Source organism: Herbiconiux sp. L3-i23, assembly GCF_023734115.1.
GTDB lineage: Bacteria > Actinomycetota > Actinomycetes > Actinomycetales > Microbacteriaceae > Naasia.
The window spans coordinates 2,797,149-2,816,484 of the sequence record NZ_AP025737.1 but is presented as its reverse complement, the minus strand read 5'-3'; the positions used below and the strand labels follow the sequence as shown (position 1 = coordinate 2,816,484).

At 69.5% G+C, this 19,336-nt stretch carries 17 protein-coding genes; 15 read left to right on the top strand and 2 right to left on the bottom strand.

What is annotated here, in order from left to right:
* Positions 1 to 94 precede the first annotated feature (94 nt).
* Both tuf and NGH83_RS13470 read left to right on the top strand, forming a co-directional pair.
* On the top strand, positions 95 to 1,288 hold the full coding sequence (tuf, locus tag NGH83_RS13475; RefSeq protein ID WP_251856767.1) for an elongation factor Tu: 1,194 nt from the start codon (positions 95 to 97) through the stop codon (positions 1,286 to 1,288).
* Between the two features lie 158 nt (positions 1,289 to 1,446).
* Positions 1,447 to 1,632: an antitoxin gene (locus NGH83_RS13470; protein WP_251856766.1), complete on the top strand. Its 186-nt coding sequence runs from the start codon at positions 1,447 to 1,449 to the stop codon at positions 1,630 to 1,632.
* Positions 1,633 to 1,654: 22 nt separating this feature from the next.
* Here NGH83_RS13470 and NGH83_RS13465 read toward each other — a convergent pair whose 3' ends face one another.
* Complete coding sequence (locus NGH83_RS13465; protein ID WP_251856765.1) at positions 1,655 to 3,262, bottom strand: amidohydrolase; 1,608 nt, start codon at positions 3,260 to 3,262, stop codon at positions 1,655 to 1,657.
* A 116-nt stretch (positions 3,263 to 3,378) separates the two neighbouring features.
* On the opposite strand from NGH83_RS13465, the gene NGH83_RS13460 reads away from it, so the two are divergent.
* Positions 3,379 to 4,344: a DNA topoisomerase IB gene (locus tag NGH83_RS13460; RefSeq protein ID WP_251856764.1), complete on the top strand. Its 966-nt coding sequence runs from the start codon at positions 3,379 to 3,381 to the stop codon at positions 4,342 to 4,344.
* A gap of 92 nt (positions 4,345 to 4,436) precedes the next feature.
* Here NGH83_RS13460 and NGH83_RS13455 read toward each other — a convergent pair whose 3' ends face one another.
* Entirely contained in the window at positions 4,437 to 5,822 is a 1,386-nt protein-coding gene (locus NGH83_RS13455; RefSeq protein ID WP_251856763.1) for an aldehyde dehydrogenase family protein, read from the bottom strand.
* Positions 5,823 to 5,994: 172 nt separating this feature from the next.
* On the opposite strand from NGH83_RS13455, the gene NGH83_RS13450 reads away from it, so the two are divergent.
* The 12 genes from NGH83_RS13450 (at position 5,995) to NGH83_RS13395 (ending at position 19,169) form a co-directional block, all read left to right on the top strand.
* Positions 5,995 to 6,639 (top strand): response regulator, encoded by a 645-nt coding sequence (locus tag NGH83_RS13450; protein ID WP_251856762.1) that lies wholly within the window; start codon positions 5,995 to 5,997, stop codon positions 6,637 to 6,639.
* Between the two features lie 261 nt (positions 6,640 to 6,900).
* Positions 6,901 to 8,832, top strand: coding sequence for a hypothetical protein (locus NGH83_RS13445; protein ID WP_251856761.1), 1,932 nt, complete (start codon positions 6,901 to 6,903; stop codon positions 8,830 to 8,832).
* 380 nt (positions 8,833 to 9,212) lie between these two features.
* Entirely contained in the window at positions 9,213 to 9,857 is a 645-nt protein-coding gene (locus NGH83_RS13440; protein ID WP_251856760.1) for a hypothetical protein, read from the top strand.
* Between the two features lie 85 nt (positions 9,858 to 9,942).
* A complete protein-coding gene (locus tag NGH83_RS13435) occupies positions 9,943 to 10,701 on the top strand; it encodes a hypothetical protein (RefSeq protein ID WP_251856759.1) in 759 nt (252 codons plus the stop codon).
* Positions 10,698 to 11,330 carry a signal peptidase I gene (locus NGH83_RS13430; RefSeq protein ID WP_251856758.1) on the top strand — a complete coding sequence of 211 codons (633 nt, stop codon included), beginning with the start codon at positions 10,698 to 10,700 and terminating at the stop codon, positions 11,328 to 11,330. The genes NGH83_RS13435 and NGH83_RS13430 overlap by 4 nt, the downstream gene beginning before the upstream one ends.
* The gene (locus tag NGH83_RS13425) at positions 11,327 to 12,136 is read left to right on the top strand and encodes a hypothetical protein (protein WP_251856757.1); all 810 of its coding nucleotides are present in this window, start codon (positions 11,327 to 11,329) and stop codon (positions 12,134 to 12,136) included. Before NGH83_RS13430 ends, NGH83_RS13425 begins: the two co-directional genes overlap by 4 nt.
* Before the next feature lie 10 nt (positions 12,137 to 12,146).
* Positions 12,147 to 13,085 (top strand): signal peptidase I, encoded by a 939-nt coding sequence (locus tag NGH83_RS13420; protein WP_251856756.1) that lies wholly within the window; start codon positions 12,147 to 12,149, stop codon positions 13,083 to 13,085.
* A 40-nt stretch (positions 13,086 to 13,125) separates the two neighbouring features.
* Positions 13,126 to 16,200, top strand: a complete 3,075-nt coding sequence (locus tag NGH83_RS13415) for a hypothetical protein (protein WP_251856755.1) — start codon at positions 13,126 to 13,128, stop codon at positions 16,198 to 16,200.
* Positions 16,201 to 16,431: 231 nt separating this feature from the next.
* Entirely contained in the window at positions 16,432 to 16,821 is a 390-nt protein-coding gene (locus NGH83_RS13410; RefSeq protein ID WP_251856754.1) for a hypothetical protein, read from the top strand.
* A gap of 112 nt (positions 16,822 to 16,933) precedes the next feature.
* Positions 16,934 to 17,623 (top strand): hypothetical protein, encoded by a 690-nt coding sequence (locus NGH83_RS13405; protein WP_251856753.1) that lies wholly within the window; start codon positions 16,934 to 16,936, stop codon positions 17,621 to 17,623.
* Positions 17,620 to 18,435 (top strand): hypothetical protein, encoded by an 816-nt coding sequence (locus NGH83_RS13400; RefSeq protein ID WP_251856752.1) that lies wholly within the window; start codon positions 17,620 to 17,622, stop codon positions 18,433 to 18,435. Before NGH83_RS13405 ends, NGH83_RS13400 begins: the two co-directional genes overlap by 4 nt.
* A 107-nt stretch (positions 18,436 to 18,542) precedes the next feature.
* Complete coding sequence (locus NGH83_RS13395) at positions 18,543 to 19,169, top strand: CalY family protein (protein ID WP_251856751.1); 627 nt, start codon at positions 18,543 to 18,545, stop codon at positions 19,167 to 19,169.
* Positions 19,170 to 19,336: the final 167 nt, after the last annotated feature.

Sequence of the window (19,336 nt, the reverse complement as noted above, 5' to 3'; positions counted from 1 at the left end):
GAAGTAACATAAGTACCCAATTCCCCTGTACCCTTGTCCGGTTTGCAGCCTGCGATCCGGGAGGGTGCACGAGACGTCCTTAAGGAGGACACCAGTGGCCAAGGCCAAGTTCGAGCGGACCAAGCCGCACGTCAACATCGGAACGATCGGTCACGTCGACCACGGCAAGACCACGCTCACCGCGGCGATCTCCAAGGTGCTTGCTGACAAGTACCCGTCGGCGACCAACGTGCAGCGCGACTTCGCGTCGATCGACTCCGCTCCGGAAGAGCGTCAGCGCGGTATCACCATCAACATCTCGCACGTCGAGTACGAGACCCCCAAGCGTCACTACGCTCACGTCGACGCCCCGGGTCACGCCGACTACATCAAGAACATGATCACGGGTGCCGCGCAGATGGACGGCGCGATCCTGGTCGTCGCCGCCACTGACGGCCCGATGGCTCAGACCCGCGAGCACGTTCTGCTCGCCAAGCAGGTCGGCGTGCCGTACCTGCTCGTCGCGCTGAACAAGGCCGACATGGTCGACGACGAGGAGATCCTGGAGCTCGTCGAGCTCGAGGTCCGCGAGCTGCTCAGCAGCCAGGACTTCGACGGCGACAACGCTCCCGTCGTCCGCGTCTCGGGCCTCAAGGCTCTCGAGGGCGACGAGAAGTGGACCCAGTCGGTCGTCGAGCTCATGGAGGCCGTCGACGAGAGCATCCCCGACCCCGTGCGTGACAAGGACAAGCCGTTCCTCATGCCGATCGAGGACGTCTTCACCATCACCGGTCGTGGAACGGTCGTCACCGGCCGCGCCGAGCGTGGAACCCTCGCCATCAACTCCGAGGTCGAGATCGTCGGCATCCGCCCGACGCAGAAGACCACGGTCACCGGTATCGAGATGTTCCACAAGCAGCTCGACGAGGCATGGGCCGGCGAGAACTGTGGTCTGCTCCTCCGCGGCACCAAGCGCGAGGACGTCGAGCGCGGTCAGGTCGTCGTCAAGCCCGGCTCGGTCACCCCTCACACCAACTTCGAGGGCACCGCGTACATCCTGTCCAAGGATGAGGGTGGGCGTCACAACCCGTTCTACGCGAACTACCGTCCGCAGTTCTACTTCCGCACCACCGACGTCACCGGCGTCATCACGCTGCCCGAGGGCACCGAGATGGTCATGCCCGGCGACACCACGTCGATGACGGTCGAGCTCATCCAGCCGATCGCCATGGAAGAGGGCCTCGGCTACGCGATCCGTGAGGGTGGCCGCACCGTCGGCGCCGGAACGGTGACCAAGATCATCAAGTGAGTCGATCCCTCGCACGAGGGAGTCTCACCTGCTGTGAGCGAAGGGGTCGGACCGAAAGGTCCGGCCCCTTCGTCGTACCCGGGTGCCCTCGGGTGGTTCCCGACCGTCATTCAGACGGCGTGTCTAGGGTCGAAGGACGCTCGACGAGAGAGGTCCTCATGAAGTTCTCGGACATCACCCGCGCCGCCACCGGATTCCTGCGTACCGACCAGGGTAAGAAGACCGGCAACGAGGCGATTCGCCGCGCCGCCGACGCCGCGAACGGGGTCACGAAGAACAAGCACGCCGAGCAGGTCGCCAAGGTGCGGGCCGAGGCGGAGAAGCGCCTGCGCGACTTCCGCTGAGCTGCGCAGAGGCGGCCGTCGGTCAGTCGGCTCGGTACACGGTCCGGCCGCCGACGACGGTCTCGAGCACCGTGATCGTGTTCGCGAAGTCCCGATCGACCGGGTCTCCGTCGAGCCGGACGAAGTCCGCGTTCATGCCGGGCCGCAGCACACCGTTGCGGTCGAGGCGGCTCGAGTGCGCCGACCCCTGCGTGTACGCCCGGAGCGCGATCTCCGCGGCGAGGGCCTGCCACTCGGGTCGGGTGGTCGCGGGCTCGTGCAGTGCGCGACGGGCGCCCGCCGTGATCGCGTCGAGGGGTGCGGGGCTCGACACGGGCCAGTCGCTGCCGATGCTCCAGCGCAGACCGGTCTCACCGAGGGTCTCGAAGCGGTAGAGGGTCGCCATGACGGCAGGCCCCACCATCGCCTCGTAGCGGTCGAAGTCGAGGAAGTCCGACGCCGCCCACACCGGCTGGATGTTCAGAGTGACATCCAGCTCGCGGAACCGGGCGATGTCGGCGTCGCTCACGAACATGGCGTGCGCGATCTGATCGCGGCCCCGCCCCCGCCCGTTGGCCTTCCGGGCCGCCGCGATCGCGTCGAGCCCGTCGCGCACCGCGCGGTCGCCCACGGCGTGCATGTGGACGTCGAGCCCGCGCCGATCCAGTTCGGTCACCGCCTCGAGGAGCAGGTCGCGCTCGAACAGCGAGGGCCCCTCTCCGTGATCGGCCCCGGTCGCATCCGAGTAGGGGTGCAGCATGGCGGCCGTTCCCGCCTCGTTCACGCCGTCGAGGAACAGCTTCGCGGCGGGCGCGGTGACGCCGCCGCCCGTGAGCGAATCGCGCAGCTCGATCATGCGGTCGATCTGCTCGAGCCCGAGCTCGCGGTTCCAGCCGATCGCCCCGCTCACCCGGGCGGTCAACGATCCGTCCGCCTGCATCGCCACGTACTGGGGTGTGACATCTCCGTCGCCGTGCTGATCGCCGAGCATGGCATCCTGCCAGCCGACGATACCGAGCGAATGCAGATGCGCTTGAGCGGCCCGCACCGCCTCGAGCGCCACGCGATCGGAGACCGGCGGCACGCGCATGAGCGCACGCGAGAGCGCCTCCTCGTTGAGGTATCCGGTCGCGCGCCCGTCGGCGCCGACGTCGACGAGCTCCGCGGGGAAGCCGCCGCCGTGCTCGAGCCCGGTCGCCCGCAGGACCGCGCTGTTCACCAGGCCGCCGTGCAGGTCGCTGTTCACCAGGATCACGGGCCGCTCGCCGGCGATCGCGTCGAGCGTGCTGCGGTCCGATCCCGAGCGGGCCATCGTGATCGCGGCGTATCCGGGTAGCACGACCCAGTCGTCGACGCCGCCGACCGCGAGCCGGGTGCGAAGCGCAGCCCAGTAGCCGTCGACGCCCGCCAGGCCGACGAGGGTTCCGCCGATCAGCTGCAGACCACCCATCTTCGGGTGCACGTGGGCGTCGATGAAGCCGGGCACGACCGTGGCGCCGTCGAGGTCGACGCGGCGCGCGCCTGCGGGTACGGGGACATCGTCTCCGACGCTCTGCACGATCCCGTCGGCCACGACCAGCGTCGAGGCGGTCGGCTGAGCCGTGTCCTGCGGAAGGATCCGCCCGCCCGTGTAGGCGATGACCTCCCTCATCCGACTTCACCTCCTCGTCCGGCCTCGTTGTGACGATCGATGATGACACCACCTCACGCTCGAGCCCCGGAGGCACGCAGGAAGCCCTCAGCCGGGGGCGTCCTAGAATGCCGCTCATGCGCCTCCGCCGCACCAACGCGACCGGTCACGGATACCTGCGCGTCCGAGCGGGCACCGGCTTCTCCTACCGCTCGACCAAGGACGGCCTGCTCGCCGACGACGAGCTGCGCTCCCGGTTCGAGGCGCTCGGCATCCCGCCCGCGTGGGAGCAGGTGTGGATCTGCCCGTTCGAGAACGGCCACATCCAGGCGATCGGCTACGACGCCGCGGGACGAAAGCAGTACATCTACCACCCCACCTGGCGCGAGAAGAAGGACCGGGTCAAGTACGACCGGGCGATGGAGCTCGCCGAGTCGCTGCCGTCGGCGAGGCGCCGGGTGACGATGGACCTGCGCTCCGACGGGTACACCCGCGAGCGGGTGCTCGCGGCGGCGTTCCGGATGCTCGACACCGGGTCGCTGCGGGTCGGCTCCGAACGCTACGCCGAATCGAACGGCAGCCACGGGCTGACGACCCTGCTGTGCTCCCATGCCAGCGTGCGGAAGGACACGGTGGAGCTGAAGTTCCCCGCCAAGAGCCACAAGGCTTGGGAATCCGACATCCGCGACGCCGACCTCGCCGTGCTCGTCCGAGCGTTGAAGCGCCGCGGACCGAACGCGCGTCTGCTCGCCTACAAGGACGGCCGCGCCTGGCATCCGGTCGCGGCGGCCGAGGTCAACGAGTACGTGCGCGAACGCACCGGCGGCGAATTCACCGCGAAGGACTTCCGCACCCTCCACGGCACCGTCACCGCGGCGGTCAGTCTCGCCAAGCACGGCCCCGAGGACACGAAGACGGCGCGGCAGCGAGCGGTCGCGCAGGCGATGCGGGACGCCTCCGTGGTGCTGAGCAACACCCCGACCATCGCGCGGGCGAGCTACGTCGACCCGCGCATCGTCGACCGGTACCACTCCGGCGAGACCATCGACCCGGCGCGGACCGCGTCAGCCGAAAGCGAAGTCCGCGCGCTGCTGTACGGCTGAACTGCTGTACGGCGGTGGGGCTGAACTGCGGTGGGGCTGAACTGCGGTGCGGCTGAACTGCGGTGGGGTTGAACTGCGGTACTGCGGGCGGGTCAGCGGCCGAGGAGCGCCCGCACGATGGCGATCCGTTTGGCGGTGTACGGAGGCCGCAGCAGTGCGAGGGTGTCGGGCGTCAACGGCTTCGACAGCAGCGCCTTCTCATGGCTGAACACCTCGACGGAGCGGCGGCCGTGGTAGCCGCCCATCCCGCTCGCGCCGACCCCGCCGAACGGCAGCCCCGGCACGCTCAGGTGGATGACCGCGGCGTCGAAGACGATCGCGCCGGAGCTCGTCCGGGTTACGAACCGGCGCCGCGTCTCGGCGTCGTCGCTGAAGACGTACAGGGCGAGCGGCTTGTCGCCCGCGGTGATCCGGGCGATCGCATCGTCGGCGTCGGTGACCTCGACGACGGGCAGGATCGGTCCGAAGATCTCCTGGTGCATCACCGCCGAGTCGGGCGCCACCCCGGTGAGCACGGTCGGTTCGATGAACAGGCGTGTTCGATCGTGTCGGCCACCCGACGCGACGGTCCCGTCGTCGAGCAACGAGACGAGGCGGTCGAACTGCCGCTCGTCGACGATGCGGGCGTAGTCGGAGTTGTCGCCGATCGCGGTGCCGTACTGCTCGGCGACGGCGTCGGCCAGCAGCGGGGCGAGCCTCCGCGCCGTCGCGGGCGAAGCCATGATGTAGTCCGGGGCGACGCAGGTCTGCCCGGCCGCGATGAACTTGCCCCACACCAGCCGCCGCGCGACGACGCGCAGATCGACCGCGTCGTCCACATAGGCGGGAGACTTGCCGCCGAGCTCCAAGGTGACCGGCGTGAGGTGCTTCGCGGCCGCCTCCATCACGATCCGGCCGACCCGGCCCGACCCGGTGTAGAAGATCGTGTCGAAACGCTGGGCGAGCAGCGCCGTCGTCTCGTCGACCCCGCCCTCGACCACGGCGACCGCCTCGGGATCGAGGTAGCGGGGGAGCAGGTCGGCGATCGCCCGGGAGGTGTCGGGAGCCAGCTCGCTCGGCTTCACGATCACCGCGTCACCGGCGGCGAGAGCGCCGATCAGCGGTGAGAGGGCGAGCATCAGGGGATAGTTCCACGGCGCGATGATGAGCGCGACGCCGAGCGGTTCCAAGACGGTGCTCGCTCGCGCGGGCATCGCCACAGCGGGCACCGGGACGCGGCGGGGCCTCAGCCACCGCCGCAGGTTGCGCCGCGCGTGGGCCAGCTCGGAACGGAGGAAGGCGACCTCGGTGACGAACGACTCCGTCGGAGCCTTGCCGAGGTCCGACCCGAGCGCCGCGAGGAAGACGTCCTCATGGTCCTTCAGCAGCTCGTCGAGTCGGGAGAGCTGGCGCTGACGCCATGCGATCGGTCGCGTGCGACCGGAGTCGAACGTCCGCCGCAACCCGTCGACCAACCGACCCGCGTCCTGTTCGCCCATGCCCACACGAGGCACCCTACTCGTGGGCTTTCCCCAAGAAGCCAGCCCTACCCCGAGAAGTGGGGATTCCTCCGCGCAGCGGCCGCCCCGGAGAATCGACACGCACTACGAATGTGCCGCGCCGTGCCGGGGGGAACCGCACAGGGGCGGCACCGGTCAGGGGAGGCCACCAATGTCCAACGGATCGCTCAAGATCCTCGTCGTCGAGGACGACCCGTTCACCCGCACGCTCGTGAGCGACGCGCTGCGCGCCGCGGAGCACGAGGTGGTCGCGGTCGAGGCGGTCAACGCAGCGATGACGGCGCTCGCCGACGACGACTTCCACGTCGTGGTCTCCGACCTGAACTTCGGTCCCGGCCCGTCCGGCGCCGACCTGCTCGCGCGCGTCTACGAGGACCAGCCGTGGATGGGCATGATCGCGCTCACCTCGCACGCCTCGCCGGAGCTCGCGATCGGCCCCGACGCCGAACTGCCAGCGCCCACGGTGTACCTCGTGAAGAGCGAGCTGCGCGACGTGCAGACCCTGCTCGGAGCCCTCGACCGCGCGCTGGCGGGGGAGACCGGCGCACCGCGCCCGTCGGCGACCGACGACGAGGGTCGCACCGTCGTCACCCGCAGTCAGGCGGAGGTGCTCCGGATGCTCTCCGAAGGCGCCGCAACCTCGCGGATTGCTCAACACCGCAACACCACGGTGCGGGCGACCGAGATGATGATCCAGCGCCTCTACGAGAAGCTGGGGCTGAAGAGCGTGAACGACCTCGACCCGCGCACCGGTGCCGTCCTGATGTGGCAGCAGGGGCGGGTGCGTGTCCACTGACACCCGCCTCGCGGCCTCGCCGCGACCGGATGTGCGCTCCGCGAACATCGCGAGCCCCGCGCGGTTGCCGCGCAGGATCGAAGCCAGCATCCTTGAGACATGCCGCTCCCCGATCGGGTCGGGGACGCGAGAGGACACCGCCGGGGGGCGGGGTCCGAAGACAGTACGCAGGTCCGTCCGGGGGGACGGATCGCGGAGGGCGGGTAGGGCCTCGGGTGGCCCTACCCCCTCCGCCTGCGGCCGACGCCCCGATCGTCTCTCGTGACCACCATCGACACTCCTCCCGCGCCGACCGCCGCGTCCGCTCCCGTGGCGATCGAGCGCCCGACCGGGGATCGGCTCCGCGACGGGATCGCGCGGCTTCCCGGGCGCCTGCGCCACGTCCTCGCCCTGACCGGCGGACGGTGGGCGTTCGCCTGGTCGTCGTACCTGATCATGTTCCTGCCCGCGGCCTTCGCGATCGCCGCCCTCGAGGCGCCGACGGGATTCACCACGCTCGGCTCGATCGGAGTGGGGCTGATCGGAGTCGGTGCGTCGTTCGTCGCCGGCGGCCTGTACGTCCTGCTCTTCATGCGTCGCCGCTCGGTGACACCGGCCGGCCTCCCGGTGCAGGTCGGATACTGGGTGACCGCGGGCGCCGCGCTCGGCATCGCGCGGGGGCTGTGCGTCTCGGCCTGGACCGACGCCGACCCGGAGTGGGTGCTGCGGCTGATCGGGTCGATCGCGGGCGCGGTGGTCTGGGTGCCCGCCAGCGCCCTCGTGCAGGCGATGCTCGACATCAGACGGCAACGCCTCGAGGAGATCGACGCGGCCGGACGCCGACTGCAGCGCGTGCGCGACACCGCATCGCAGAGCCTCGACGAGCAGGTCGCGGCCCTTTCGTCCGCCGTGCGCACCGCCGTCGAACCGCACATCGCGCGGCTCAGCGAGCGGGTCGCCGCCATCAACTCGTCGCTCACCCGCAACGTCCTGAAGAACCTGGCCGCCGACATCGAGAAGGTCGGTTCCGACGTCGTGCGCCTCACCAGTCATCGGGTCGCCGAACCGGGCAGCATCGACTCGGCCCGTCTCGCCCGTCCCCGCATCATCGACGACGTCGTGCTCGACGTGCTCCGCCGACCGATCATGTGGCCGTGGGTCGGCGCGATGATGATCATCGTGGGTACCGGCCCCGAGATCTATCGGACCGCGGGTGCGGGCACCGTGCTGCTCGGGGTCGTCTCGATCCTCGCCTCCACCGTGATCCTCACCGTCGTCGAGCAGCGCACGAAACGCCTGACGGACACCGCTGCGGCGTGGGTGCAGTGGAGCCTCATCGCCGCAATCGCCGTCGGCGTCGGGCTCGTCCCCCCGCTCGTCGAAGGCATCGGGCCCTCATTCGAGGTCGACACCCAGTTGACCCCCCTGTTCCTCTTCGCGCCGCTCGTCGCGCTCGCGACGGTCATGACGTCGGTCACGGTCTCCACGCGGCGGCACACGCTCGGCCTCATGGACGAGCTCGACCGTCGCAACGCGGAACTCCGGAGCATCGCAACCGATGCGCACCTGCACGCCGACGACGTCCGCCGCCGGGTCGCCGCCCTGCTGCACGGCCCGGTGCAGGGGCGACTCTCCGCCGCCGCCATGCTCCTCAGCCTCCACCTCGGCAGCCAGTCGGGGCGGTCGATCGAAGACGTCGTCGACGAGACGGGCAAACTCCTGCGGGAGGCGTCGCACGACCTCGAAGGCATGACCGAGGTCGCAGCGCAGCGGGAGAGCATCCCCGAGCTGATGACCAGGATCGAAGGCGACTGGAAGGGCATCGTCGACGTCTCCGGCGACTACGACCCCGCCGCGACCCCCTTCCTCGACGCCGACAGCGCCATCGCCGCCACCGTCGAGGAGCTGCTCGTCGACATGGTCACCAACGCGGCGCGGCACGGTCGCGCGCGCACCGCCCAGCTGGCGGTCGCCGTCGTGCCAGGCGGGAGCGGCCGATTCCGACTCGCCCTCGAGGTCCGCTGCCACAACGACGGCGCGTTCGCGCCCGCGGCGCCGAGCGAGGGCGGCCTGGTCAAGGCGCTGCTGCGCTCGATGCACGGTGAATGGCTCGTGACCGGCGAGAGCGGCTCAGTCGACTCCGTCGCCCGGATCCCGTTGCGCCCGGATGTTCGCGAGGCGAACACCGGCGCGAACGCCGACTACTCGATTTGAGACCGGACCGGCAGACTGTTCTCACCGGGTCCCACGGGTAGGGATTCCAGGACAACGCTTCTCGGGTAAGAAGCGCGCTTCCCGGGGAGGAAGCGGAAAACGAAGCCGTAGATTGCGAATCTCGGCCAAGGGGAAGAACGCGGGGGCGTTCTTCCCCTTTTCGTTTTCCTCTTCTTCCGGCATGGGCGATGAAACACATCCGGTATGACACATCCGAGATAACACGCGGCGTGTCGCGCGGCTCTCAGGTCCTTCTCACGTCACCATTCATTCACGCCCGACATTCGAGGGGCGCTTGAAGCTTTTCGGTTCTTCCGACATCCACTCCCGCTGCGCCAGCCGGTGCTGCGCGATGTCGAGAACCGCACCCGGGGGAAGTCATGGATCAGTCGATCGATCACGCATGCGTGCTCGTCCCGGGCGATGTCCACCTGTCGACGACAGGTGCCGACGTCGCCGGGATCGTCGTCATCGCCGGTGCGCTGGTCGCACTCGGAGTCGTCGCCCTGCTCTGCGTCATGGTCCTCCGCCGTCGGTCGTCGTCGCGTGCCCGTGGACTCGCCGCGGCAGCCCTCGCGGGGGTGCTCTTCCTGTTCGGAAGCGCGGCGGCCACCCCGGCGCCCGCGAACGCCGCCGACTCCTGCTCGCTCCTCGGCTGGTCGTTGCTCGAGACCTCCCCGCAGGAATCGTCCTTCTCGCTCGGAACCGAGGCGACGGACGTCCTCGCACTCACCCTCAAGAACGTGACGGACATGCCGATCGCCATTGCGCTGCGCACCGAGATCAAGAGCGACGCCGACGGCATTGCTCCATGGGTGCAACTGGTCGGCGACTGCACCGCGTGCAACCCCGTCGTCGTCTACGACGCGACCATGGGCACGCGTGAGACGGGACCGCAGTTCAGCCTGGCCCCCGGACAGAGCGTCGACCTGACCGTCTCCGCCCGTCTGCTCGACGGTCTGCCCTCCACCGCCCAGGACAAGCGGGCGACCTTCTCACTCATCGCGATGGCCAGGCAGATCTGACCATCCCTCACACGGCCGGGTTCGCCCGCGCATTGGGCCGCCACAAGGTCGGCCGACCTCACCAAGAGAAAGAAAGTGAAATCACATGACCGCACAGGTCCACGGCAGCCGGATGCGCGGCACTGACACGCCGCCGAAGAACCGGCGTAAGAAGGTCACCGCGTTCGCGCTGGCCGGCCTCGTCGCCTCAGCGGGTATCGCGGGCGTCGTCGTCACGTCGAGCGCGTACTTCACCGACACCAAGCAGACGGACGTCACCGTGACGACCCGCTCGGTGACGCTGAACGTCAAGGACGGCGCCACCCAGTCGGCGCTCGCCCCGATCGCCCTCACCGACCTCGCCCCGCTGACCGCGGCGACGCCCGCCGAATTCGCCACCGCCCCGACCCGCTCGTTCTTCATCGAGAACGCCGGAACGTCGAAGTTCAGCTGGAAGATCGAGGTCACCGACATCCAGGTGCTGAACTCGGCCGGCACTACGACGCTGAGCACCACCACGACCCCGAACACCGGCGAGGTCACCCTCGCCGACGCCAAGGACGCCATCAAGGTGAACGTCGTCGACCTGGCGTACGCCGCGAACCCGACCGTCACCTACACGGCCGCCAACGGCAAAACGTTGACCACGCTCACCTCGACGCCGGAGATCCTCGCGTCGAGCGCCAACCTCGAGAAGAGCGGCACGGCGGCCGACGCGGACAAGCGCTCCATCGGCGTGCGCGTCTGGGTCGACCAGGCCACCCTCTCGGCGAACACCGCGAAGTGGACGACCGACTACCAGAACGCGCTGCAGAAGATGCAGGTCAAGTTCAAGCTCAAGATCACCGCGACCCAGGTCCAGTGACCCAGTCGGGGCTGGGCGGCCCGTCCGCTCAGCCCCGACCCCCTCGCCCGTTCTCTCCGCTGGAAGGCACGATCATCCGCACCCTCTCGCTCATCCGCTGGGCGCTCGTCATCGCCCTGAGCGCGCTGCTCGTGGTCCCCGCGATGCTCGTGCACTTCGGCGGCCGAACCATCGTCGAGGTGACCGGGGGATCGATGACGCCGACACTCGCGGTAGGCGATGTGGTGATCATCCGCCCGCTCGACTCGTCGGAACTCCGTGTCGGCGATGTCGTCACCGTCAAGGAGGACGACGGTGGCTACTTCACCCACCGCGTCACCCAGATCAACGCCGACGGCGGGATGGTCCTCAAGGGCGACGCCAACTTCAGCGTGGACTCCGAGGTCCGCGCCCCCTCCCAACTCGTCGGCGTGATGGACACCGTCGTCCGCATCCCGTTCGGCACGATCCTCGTGCAGCTTCAGCAGTGGCCGCTTCGGATCTCCCTCCTCGTCACCATCCTCGGCATCGCATTCCTGCCCCTCCGGAGCGCCACGCGTTCGGACGAGGGCGAGATCGGAAGCGAACCCGCCGACGAGGCATCCACGACATCCCCCTTCTTCCCCACTTCGGAGCTGAGCCCGCGATGAGCACCACGGTCTTCCCCCCGACGACGTCCAGAAGCGCCAGAGGCCCCCGCTACGGTCGGCGCGGCCTGACCGCGCCGGAGCGACGCGGCGAGCGTTCCCCCCTCGTCACACTCGACCAGCTGCCCGCCGCAACCGACGAAGTCCTCGCCGACCACTACGTCGACGGCGCAGACGCCGAGCCGAGGTCGAGCACCGTCGTCGTCCCGGAGCGCCGGCGGAGCTGGTCCCGGTCCGTGCGCGCGATGGCTCTCACCGCAGCGCTCCTCGCCACAGGCTCGGGCGTCGTCGCGCTGTCGACGAACGCGTACTTCACCTCCAGCAAGGAGACGCAGGCGACCGTCGCCCCCGGCACGTTGAAATTCGACCTGCTGTCGACGGCGAATACGGCCAACCCGAGCTTCTCGGTCACGAACCTCGTTCCCCTCTCCGCATCGGACGCCATCGCGGCCGCGCCGACCACCGGCCGCATCATCGAGTTCAAGGTGCGCGGCGGCTCCCTTCCGACTCGCGGTGTGATCTCGATCGCGACCGCCACCGGTTCACCCGCAGCGCTCCTCGCCAACGTTCGCGCCCAGTTCTGGGTCGACGGCGCATCAGGCGGACGCTGGGCGACCCTCGGTGCGCTCGACTCGAGCGCGTTGCCGAATACCGGAGAATTCACGCTCGCCGCCGATGAGACCAAGACGCTCAAGCTGCGGCTGTTCCTCGACACCAATACGCCCAACGCGCTGCAGAGCGGCACGCTGAACTTCACCCTCAGCGCGAAGGGCATCCAGAACGTCGCCCCGACCGGCACGAGCTACTAGGACGCGCCGCATGAGTCCTCTCAACATCCTGCGCTGGTTCGTCGTCGTCGCGCTCATCGGTGTTCTCGCCGTGCCGGCCGTCGTCGTCGAGCTGAGCGGCCGAACAGTGGTCGAAGTCGACGGGCAGTCCATGGAGCCGACGTTCCTGCTCGGCGACGTGGTCGCGATCCGCGACCCGCGTCCCGCCGACTTCGTCCCCGGCACGGTCGTCACGGTGCTCGACGCGACGGACAGCCGCTACACCCACCGGATCGTCGGGGTCGAAGACGACGGCATGCTGATCCTCAAGGGCGACAACAACGAGACCGAGGATCCGGCACCGGTCGATCCCGACACCGTCGTCGGCGTCGTCGACGGCCACCTGAGCGGAGCGTGGGCGACCTTCGCCCTGCAGTTGCAGAGCTGGCCGCTGCGAGCCTGCCTTCTGGTCATGATCGTGGGACTCATCTTCATGCCCGTCCGGGGACGCCGGCGCCCCCAGGCGAACGACCTCCCGACCGAAGCGAAGACTCCGCGACGCGACGGGCCCCGTCGACGTCGCTCGACTGCGACGGTCGCGGCGACCAGCCGGCGCCAGGACCAGCAGCGCAACGTCCCCGAGTCGGAGCGAGCGGAACTTCTCGACCTCGTCGACTCGCTCCGGAGCGCGGTAGCGCGTGTGCTGCTCGGCTCGGAGCGCCGACTCGGTGGGCGCTACACCGTCACGACCCACGAGACCGACGGGTTCCCCGCGCTCCGCGTCGTGATCGATATCACCGAGAAACGTGATCCCTCCTCTCCTGCGACCGCCTCGTCTCCGAGCGTCGTCGTCGAACCGGCGCCGCGGCGCGGACGCCGCGCGGCGGAGAGCGCCGAAGTCGCAGGCCCTCCGACGGCGACAACCGGCGACTTCCCGACCCGACGCTCGCAGCGCGAGGCGACCCGTCACGGCCGACGGAGGGCCAGATGACCCCCTTCCGACACCCTCTCTCTTCACCGCAGCGGAAATCATGAACTCCTCCTCACCCCGTACGACGCTCGCGGCAGCGATCCTCTCCCTTCTCGGCACCTCCTCAGGACGCCGCGCCCGCGTCGGTGCTCGCATGCGCCGCCGCCGCTTCCTGGTGGCGGGTGTCGCGGCGTCGGCCGCCCTCGCGACGATCGCCGTCGGCTCGACGGGTGCGTACTTCACCGCGTCGAGTACGACCGCCGGACAGACCGGCTCGGCGAGCAGCCTCCCCGCTGTGGCGACCTTCGCGGCCACGAAGAGCGGTGGCCCGACCGGAGCGTCCTCGACGCTCAGCTGGGACGCACCCACCCTCCAGGGGTGGACCGAGAGCGGCGTGAGCTCCACGCCTACGTACTCGGTGCGCCGGTCGCTGAGCGGCGACTTCTCGGCCACCGGTGACTCCGTCGACCTCGGCACGACGCCCGATCGGACGCTTCTCGACAGCGCAGGCGGCGCGAGCTTCCGCCAGCGCGAGGTCACCGACGTGGCCGGCGCGCACAACGGCGTGACCCGCGTGGGTGTCGCCATGATGGCGGTGATGGGCGGTCAGGCCTACTACTGGGGGCGAATCACCTCCAGCCTCGAATCGATCGGCGTCCCCGCGCTGGTCACCGGGATCCCCGACCAGGTCGTCAAGGTCGCCGTCGGTGTCGACCACGGCTGCGCGCTCACGGTGACGAGCCGCATCTTCTGCGTCGGCGACAACACCAACGGGGAGCTCGGCAACGGGGCGAACGGCTCCTCAGCCGCGCAGACGACTGCGGTCGAGGTCAGCAGCTACGACGCGTTCAACAGCGAGCGGATCGTCGCCATCGGAGCGGGGGAGGACTTCTCCTGCGCCCTCACGTCCAAGGGCACGATCGGCTGCTGGGGCAAGAACAACTACGGACAGCTCGGCCTCGACGGCGACACCGCCGACAAGAACTCGCCCAAGCGGGTCGGCAAGGCGAACAACGTCGTCGCCGACGCGTTCGCCACCAACAAGCCCATCCAGATGTCCGTCGGCCCGTGGGGCGTCTGCGCCGTCAAGGGCGCGGCCAGCGGGACGAACGCGGCTCCCGCGGCGCCGGTCGCGTGCTGGGGACGCAGCAACTGGCGTCAACACGGCACCGCCTACAACAGCAACGACACGACACCGCACAGTGTGCCGGTCGACATCCCCGACCCGAACGGGGTCCTCACCGGCGCGACGCAGGTGAAGGTCTCGCACGGCGTCACCTGCGTGCTCAACGGCAAGACGGCCCCAACCACCAACATCGCCTGCTGGGGTGGTGGAGGGCTCGGTCTGCTCGGCGACGGCGCCGGGACGACCTGGGACGATCCGAGATCGCTCAACACCACCTTCACCGGTGCCACGACCCTGAGCGTGGGCGCGGACACGGCCTGCGCCTTCAAGACCAATACCTACGTCTGCTGGGGTCGCAACGGTGACACTCAGCTCGGACGCGCGGGTGTCGCATCCGACGCCCAGCGAGCCGACACAGGGGCGGGCAACAGATACTTCTTCTTCCCCGACACCGTGTCGACGCTTCCGGCGCCATTCGCGTCGGACACCATCGTCGGCGCGGCCTCCGCACCTGCAACGAACTGCGTGGTCACCAGCAAGGCTGGTCTGGCGTGCTGGGGGGAGAACGGCACCGGTCAGCTCGCGCGCGGTAGCACCTCGACGACCGACAGTGGCACCGTGGCCGCGGTCACCACCGCCGACGGCGCGACCGACCCGGTGCTGAGTCCGGACGCTGTCACGGCGGTCGCGAAGCTGGTCGCTGCGGCACGTGGAGGCAACCGCACCTTCGCGCTCGTCGGGGACACCGTGTACACCTGGGGCACGAAGAACGAGTCGACCTCGCGGATGCCTACCCGGACTACGCCGACAGCCATCGCCGGATTCCCGCAGGGCATCACGCAGCTGGTTGGCGGTGAGGACCACGTCTGTGCGTTGGTGCCGTCCGGTGCTTCCGCCGGCGTGTGGTGCGCCGGAGGCAACGTGCTCGGTCAGGTGGGGGACGGCACCGTCGTTGATCGTTCCGCCTCGGCGGTGAAGGTGGTGGACGCCGACGGCGTGCTCGCCGGGAAGACCATCACGGCGATCGACGCAGGCTACGACTCCACCTGCGCGCTCGCCACAGACGGCACCGCCGCCTGCTGGGGCGACAACTCGAAGAAGCAGGTCGGGCTCGCCTCCGGCTCGTACAGCATGAAGCCGGTCAAGGTGAACGGAAGCGAGATCTCGGGAACCGACGGCCGACCGCTCCTGCTGGCGGCCGGAACGGACCACTACTGCGTCGGCCGCGCCGGAGGCGGGATCGCCTGCTGGGGGCAGGCCGCGTCCTACCGCCTCGGGACCACCTCCTCGGTGGACACCCCGACGCCGGTGCGCGTCACCGACTCCTCGAACTATCTCGGCACCGAACCCGTCCTGTCGATCGCCGCCGACTGGTACAGCACCTGCGCGGTGTCGGGCTCGACCGCGAACCTGGGCAAGGTGTACTGCTGGGGTGAGAACCGCTTCGGACAGCTCGGCACGGGGACGAAGGGTGCGAACGACGTGGGCTACCTCATCGCCCCGATCTCGTCGACTTCTCGTTTCTCGAACGTCGCCGTCGGCACGCGAATGGCCTGCGCGTGGGGACCGACGGCGACCGAGTGCTGGGGGACCAACGACGAGGGCTGGCTCGGCCGCAACACGACCGGAGGCGCCGATGTGCCCTTCGCGCCCGCATCCATCGCGAGCGGCGGACTGCTCTCAGAAGGCGTCTCCAGCCTGTCGATGGGGTGGCGTCAGGTGTGCGGCATCGGAAGCAAGGGCGGGTTGTACTGCTGGGGTCGCAGCGACGAGTACCAGACCGGCCAGGGCAACACCACCGACGTGCTCCAGCCGACTCTGGTCAAGACGAGCAACGGCGGCAGCAACCTCGCCGGGCCGGGCAGCCGCATGTGCTTGAACGGCGCCACGCTGATCACGAGTACTACCTGCAGCCTGTCGCCTCGACTCCCGTACACCTATCAGGTCACCTACACCGTTCCGAATGCCACCAACTGGGTGGGAGCGGCGGCGTCGACACTCCGGCGCTGACGCCGCCCTTTCGGTACTCCTCCCAGCGCGGGAATGCGCGCATGTCCCCCAATGTGCGGACAGCGAACATTCCCGCGCTGCCGTGTTTGCGCGCTTTTTCCACGCCCCCCACTATGAAGATGTCCGATGAAGAAATCGGACGGACCGACGCGGTGAACACCGAATAGCTCGAAGAAAAGCATTCGCAGAAATACTTCTCGGTCCTTCGAAATCTTGGGGGAGATGATCGGTATGAACGCGATCGCCACGGCTCAGACCCGTCTCGGGGGAGACATCGTCAGCCGCTTCGACGCCGTCCTCGGAGGACGTCCCGTCCTGCCGGCGCCCACCGCCGGCGCACGCGTCGACGAGGGCCTCTGGTTCGTTCGCACGCTCCGCCGCGGCGGGTTCGAGGTCGTGCCGTTCCGTCGAGGACGGCTCGCCTTCAGCGCCGCCGCCGTCGACTCCCTGCTCCGCCTCGCTCCGACCGAGCTCCGCCGAGTCCACGCGATGCTCGGCGAGCTCGCTGCGGCGACCGTCGTGCCCGAGTCTGACGCCGCGCTCTTCGTGGCCGGCGGCTCGATCATCGTCGCCGAATACCCGGCGGACGGCCCCTCGCTCATCGTGAGCCAGCTGGCCTGACCCGCTTCCCGCACCTCTCCTGCCGACGTCGACCGACGTCGGGGGTGATCGGTGCTGCCCATAACCGCCTCAGCAACCACGCGATCCGCAACCACCGGAAAGGAGGAGCACGATGTCCACCACCACTACGACCACCAGCACCGCGACCGACGCCTGCGTCCTCCTCGGAGCGCAGCAGCACACCGCGACCGCGCTGACCGGCATCGACCTGATCCTGCCCGCCGCCATCGCGCTCGTCATCGTCGCGACGGGCATCGCTCTCGTGATCGCCGCCCGTCGACGCTCGAGCGAGGACGAGCGCCCGTCGACGCCGCGTCGGCTCATGATCCCCGCCCTCATCGTCGGCGCACTGGCCGCCGCCGGGATCGCTGCGCTCGTCGTCGCGTCGCCGGCTCGGGCGGCGAGCTCGGAGAGCTCGTCCTGCGACCTCATCGACTACGTCGTCACGCAGGACACGGGGGATGCGCTCATCGGCGGGGAGGAGTCCGCCCTCGAGCGGGCCACCGTCACCAACATCACCGATGGGTCCATCGATCTCCGCTTCGCGGCCTCCGTCGTGACCGACGTCGACGGGCTCGGCGCCTTCGTCACCCTCCGGGGAGTCTGCGGCTGCTCCCAGGCCCCGCTCGTCGACGGCGTGCTCGGCACCGGGATCGCCCCGGGCCAGTCGGTGCGCCTCACCGCGGGCCAGAGCGTGACGCTGCAGATGACCGGCGCGACCACGGCGGCGATCGCCAACGACCACCAGAACACGACGCTGACGTACACGCTCGTCGCCCACGCGACGGAGGTGCGCGCATGACCGGCGAACGCACCCAGCAGCTCCAGCGCTCCCGCATGCGCAAGGCGCTCCGCGACGCCGAGCGTGCGGGCCGCGCTGTCGCCCGACGAGACTCCCGTCTCCGGGTGGCGCCCTCGGCGATCGCCGAGCAGATCCCCGCGATCGCCCTCGCCGCCACGGCCGCCGCCGCCGCGGAGCCGCGCAACCATCGCGAGCGGAAGCGTGCGGCAGTCGGATCGCGCCGCACACCGGCGACGGTGCGTCTCGGCTCCGTGATCGCCGCCGTGCTCGCCGTCGCCGTCCTCGGCACGGGGCTCACCGCGACCGACGTCCAGCGCACCGCCGCCTGGTTCACCGCCAAGCAGGAGACCGTGGCGAACCAGGTGACCAGCGCCGTCGTCAAGGTCGGCGGCGTCGGACCGGACCTCGACCCGACGGCGAAGCTCCAGGTAGCGAACATCCTGCCGATGACCTCCGACGCGGCGCTCGCGCAGAACAAGGCGCAGAGCCTCGACCTCGTCGTCCGCAACACCGGCTCGGTCCCCATCAACTGGACCCTGTCGCTGAAGGACGTCGCGAAGACCGGCGGCGCCGTCGACCTCGGCGCGATCACCAACGTGAGCTACCGGATCGGGACCGGCGCGTGGAGTGCCCCGACGAAGCTCGCATCCCTCGCGCCGGTGAGCGGCCAGAACCTGCCCTCCACGACGGGCTCGAACCGCGTCACCGTCACGGTGCGCTTCTGGTTCGACCCCACCGTCACCAACGAGGCGCAAGGAGCCACCGCGCAGTTCACCACGCTGCTCGAGGCCATCCAGACCGGAGCGTCATGACGCTCCCCACGACGTTGCCGCGCACCACACCGTCGCGACACGAATCCATCACCACCAGCAGTTCCACCACTATCACCGAACGCACCATCACACGAAAGAAGAACGACATGACCAGCATCACCACCGCCCAGCAGCCCAGCAAGCGCAAGCGCGCCATCGTCGTCGGCCTCGCCGCCGCCGTCCTCACCGCCGGTCTCGCGGGCGCCGCGTTCCAGTCGACCGGAGCCTGGTTCACCGACTCGAAGACCTCGAACCTCAACACCGTCACCGCCGGCACGCTGAGCCTCGGGAACCTGGGCGACGGGACCAACGGCCTCATCCAGTCGACCAACTCGTACCCGATGACCGACGCGCAGGCCACCGCCCTTGTGAGCGACGCCCCCGAGACGGTCATCAAGGTGCGCAACACCGGCTCGCTGCCGCTCAAGGCGACCGTCGCGCTCACCAACGCGACCATCGCCAAGTCGACGACGAACATCGCCACGGGCACGCCGAGCAAATCGCTCGTGAAGGTCTCCACCTACAACGCGGCGAGCAACACCTGGGGCACCCCGGTCACCCTCGACGCGTTCGTGTCGAGCTCGACCACCCAGTTCGCGAACCTCGAGGTCGCACCGAACGCCACGCGCGAGATCAAGCTGCGCGTCTTCTTCGGCGAGAACGCGGGCAACGAGTACCAGGGCGCGACCGTGGGCTTCGACGCCAAGGCCGAGGCCATCCAGGTCAACCGCTGATCGTCTCCCAGCCGGTTCCGTGATCCCCCGCGGAACCCCCGCCCCTGATCGGTTGTCGCGCGCGGCACCCGATCAGGGGCTCCCGGGAGGGCGGCCCCGCTCGTTAGCCTGGCCGTCCTCCCCCTCTTTTCTTTCCGACCCCCCAACGCGTCGTGTCCGACGCCGAC

What these genes read in the sequence shown, in the direction of transcription:
- NGH83_RS13470 (WP_251856766.1), top strand. Translation starts at nt 1,447, where the DNA reads ATGAAGTTCTCGGACATCACCCGCGCCGCCACCGGATTCCTGCGTACC.
- NGH83_RS13465 (WP_251856765.1), bottom strand. Translation starts at nt 3,262, where the DNA reads ATGAGGGAGGTCATCGCCTACACGGGCGGGCGGATCCTTCCGCAGGAC.
- NGH83_RS13460 (WP_251856764.1), top strand. Translation starts at nt 3,379, where the DNA reads ATGCGCCTCCGCCGCACCAACGCGACCGGTCACGGATACCTGCGCGTC.
- NGH83_RS13455 (WP_251856763.1), bottom strand. Translation starts at nt 5,822, where the DNA reads ATGGGCGAACAGGACGCGGGTCGGTTGGTCGACGGGTTGCGGCGGACG.
- NGH83_RS13450 (WP_251856762.1), top strand. Translation starts at nt 5,995, where the DNA reads ATGTCCAACGGATCGCTCAAGATCCTCGTCGTCGAGGACGACCCGTTC.
- NGH83_RS13440 (WP_251856760.1), top strand. Translation starts at nt 9,213, where the DNA reads ATGGATCAGTCGATCGATCACGCATGCGTGCTCGTCCCGGGCGATGTC.
- NGH83_RS13435 (WP_251856759.1), top strand. Translation starts at nt 9,943, where the DNA reads ATGACCGCACAGGTCCACGGCAGCCGGATGCGCGGCACTGACACGCCG.
- NGH83_RS13425 (WP_251856757.1), top strand. Translation starts at nt 11,327, where the DNA reads ATGAGCACCACGGTCTTCCCCCCGACGACGTCCAGAAGCGCCAGAGGC.
- NGH83_RS13420 (WP_251856756.1), top strand. Translation starts at nt 12,147, where the DNA reads ATGAGTCCTCTCAACATCCTGCGCTGGTTCGTCGTCGTCGCGCTCATC.
- NGH83_RS13415 (WP_251856755.1), top strand. Translation starts at nt 13,126, where the DNA reads ATGAACTCCTCCTCACCCCGTACGACGCTCGCGGCAGCGATCCTCTCC.
- NGH83_RS13410 (WP_251856754.1), top strand. Translation starts at nt 16,432, where the DNA reads ATGAACGCGATCGCCACGGCTCAGACCCGTCTCGGGGGAGACATCGTC.
- NGH83_RS13405 (WP_251856753.1), top strand. Translation starts at nt 16,934, where the DNA reads ATGTCCACCACCACTACGACCACCAGCACCGCGACCGACGCCTGCGTC.
- NGH83_RS13400 (WP_251856752.1), top strand. Translation starts at nt 17,620, where the DNA reads ATGACCGGCGAACGCACCCAGCAGCTCCAGCGCTCCCGCATGCGCAAG.
- NGH83_RS13395 (WP_251856751.1), top strand. Translation starts at nt 18,543, where the DNA reads ATGACCAGCATCACCACCGCCCAGCAGCCCAGCAAGCGCAAGCGCGCC.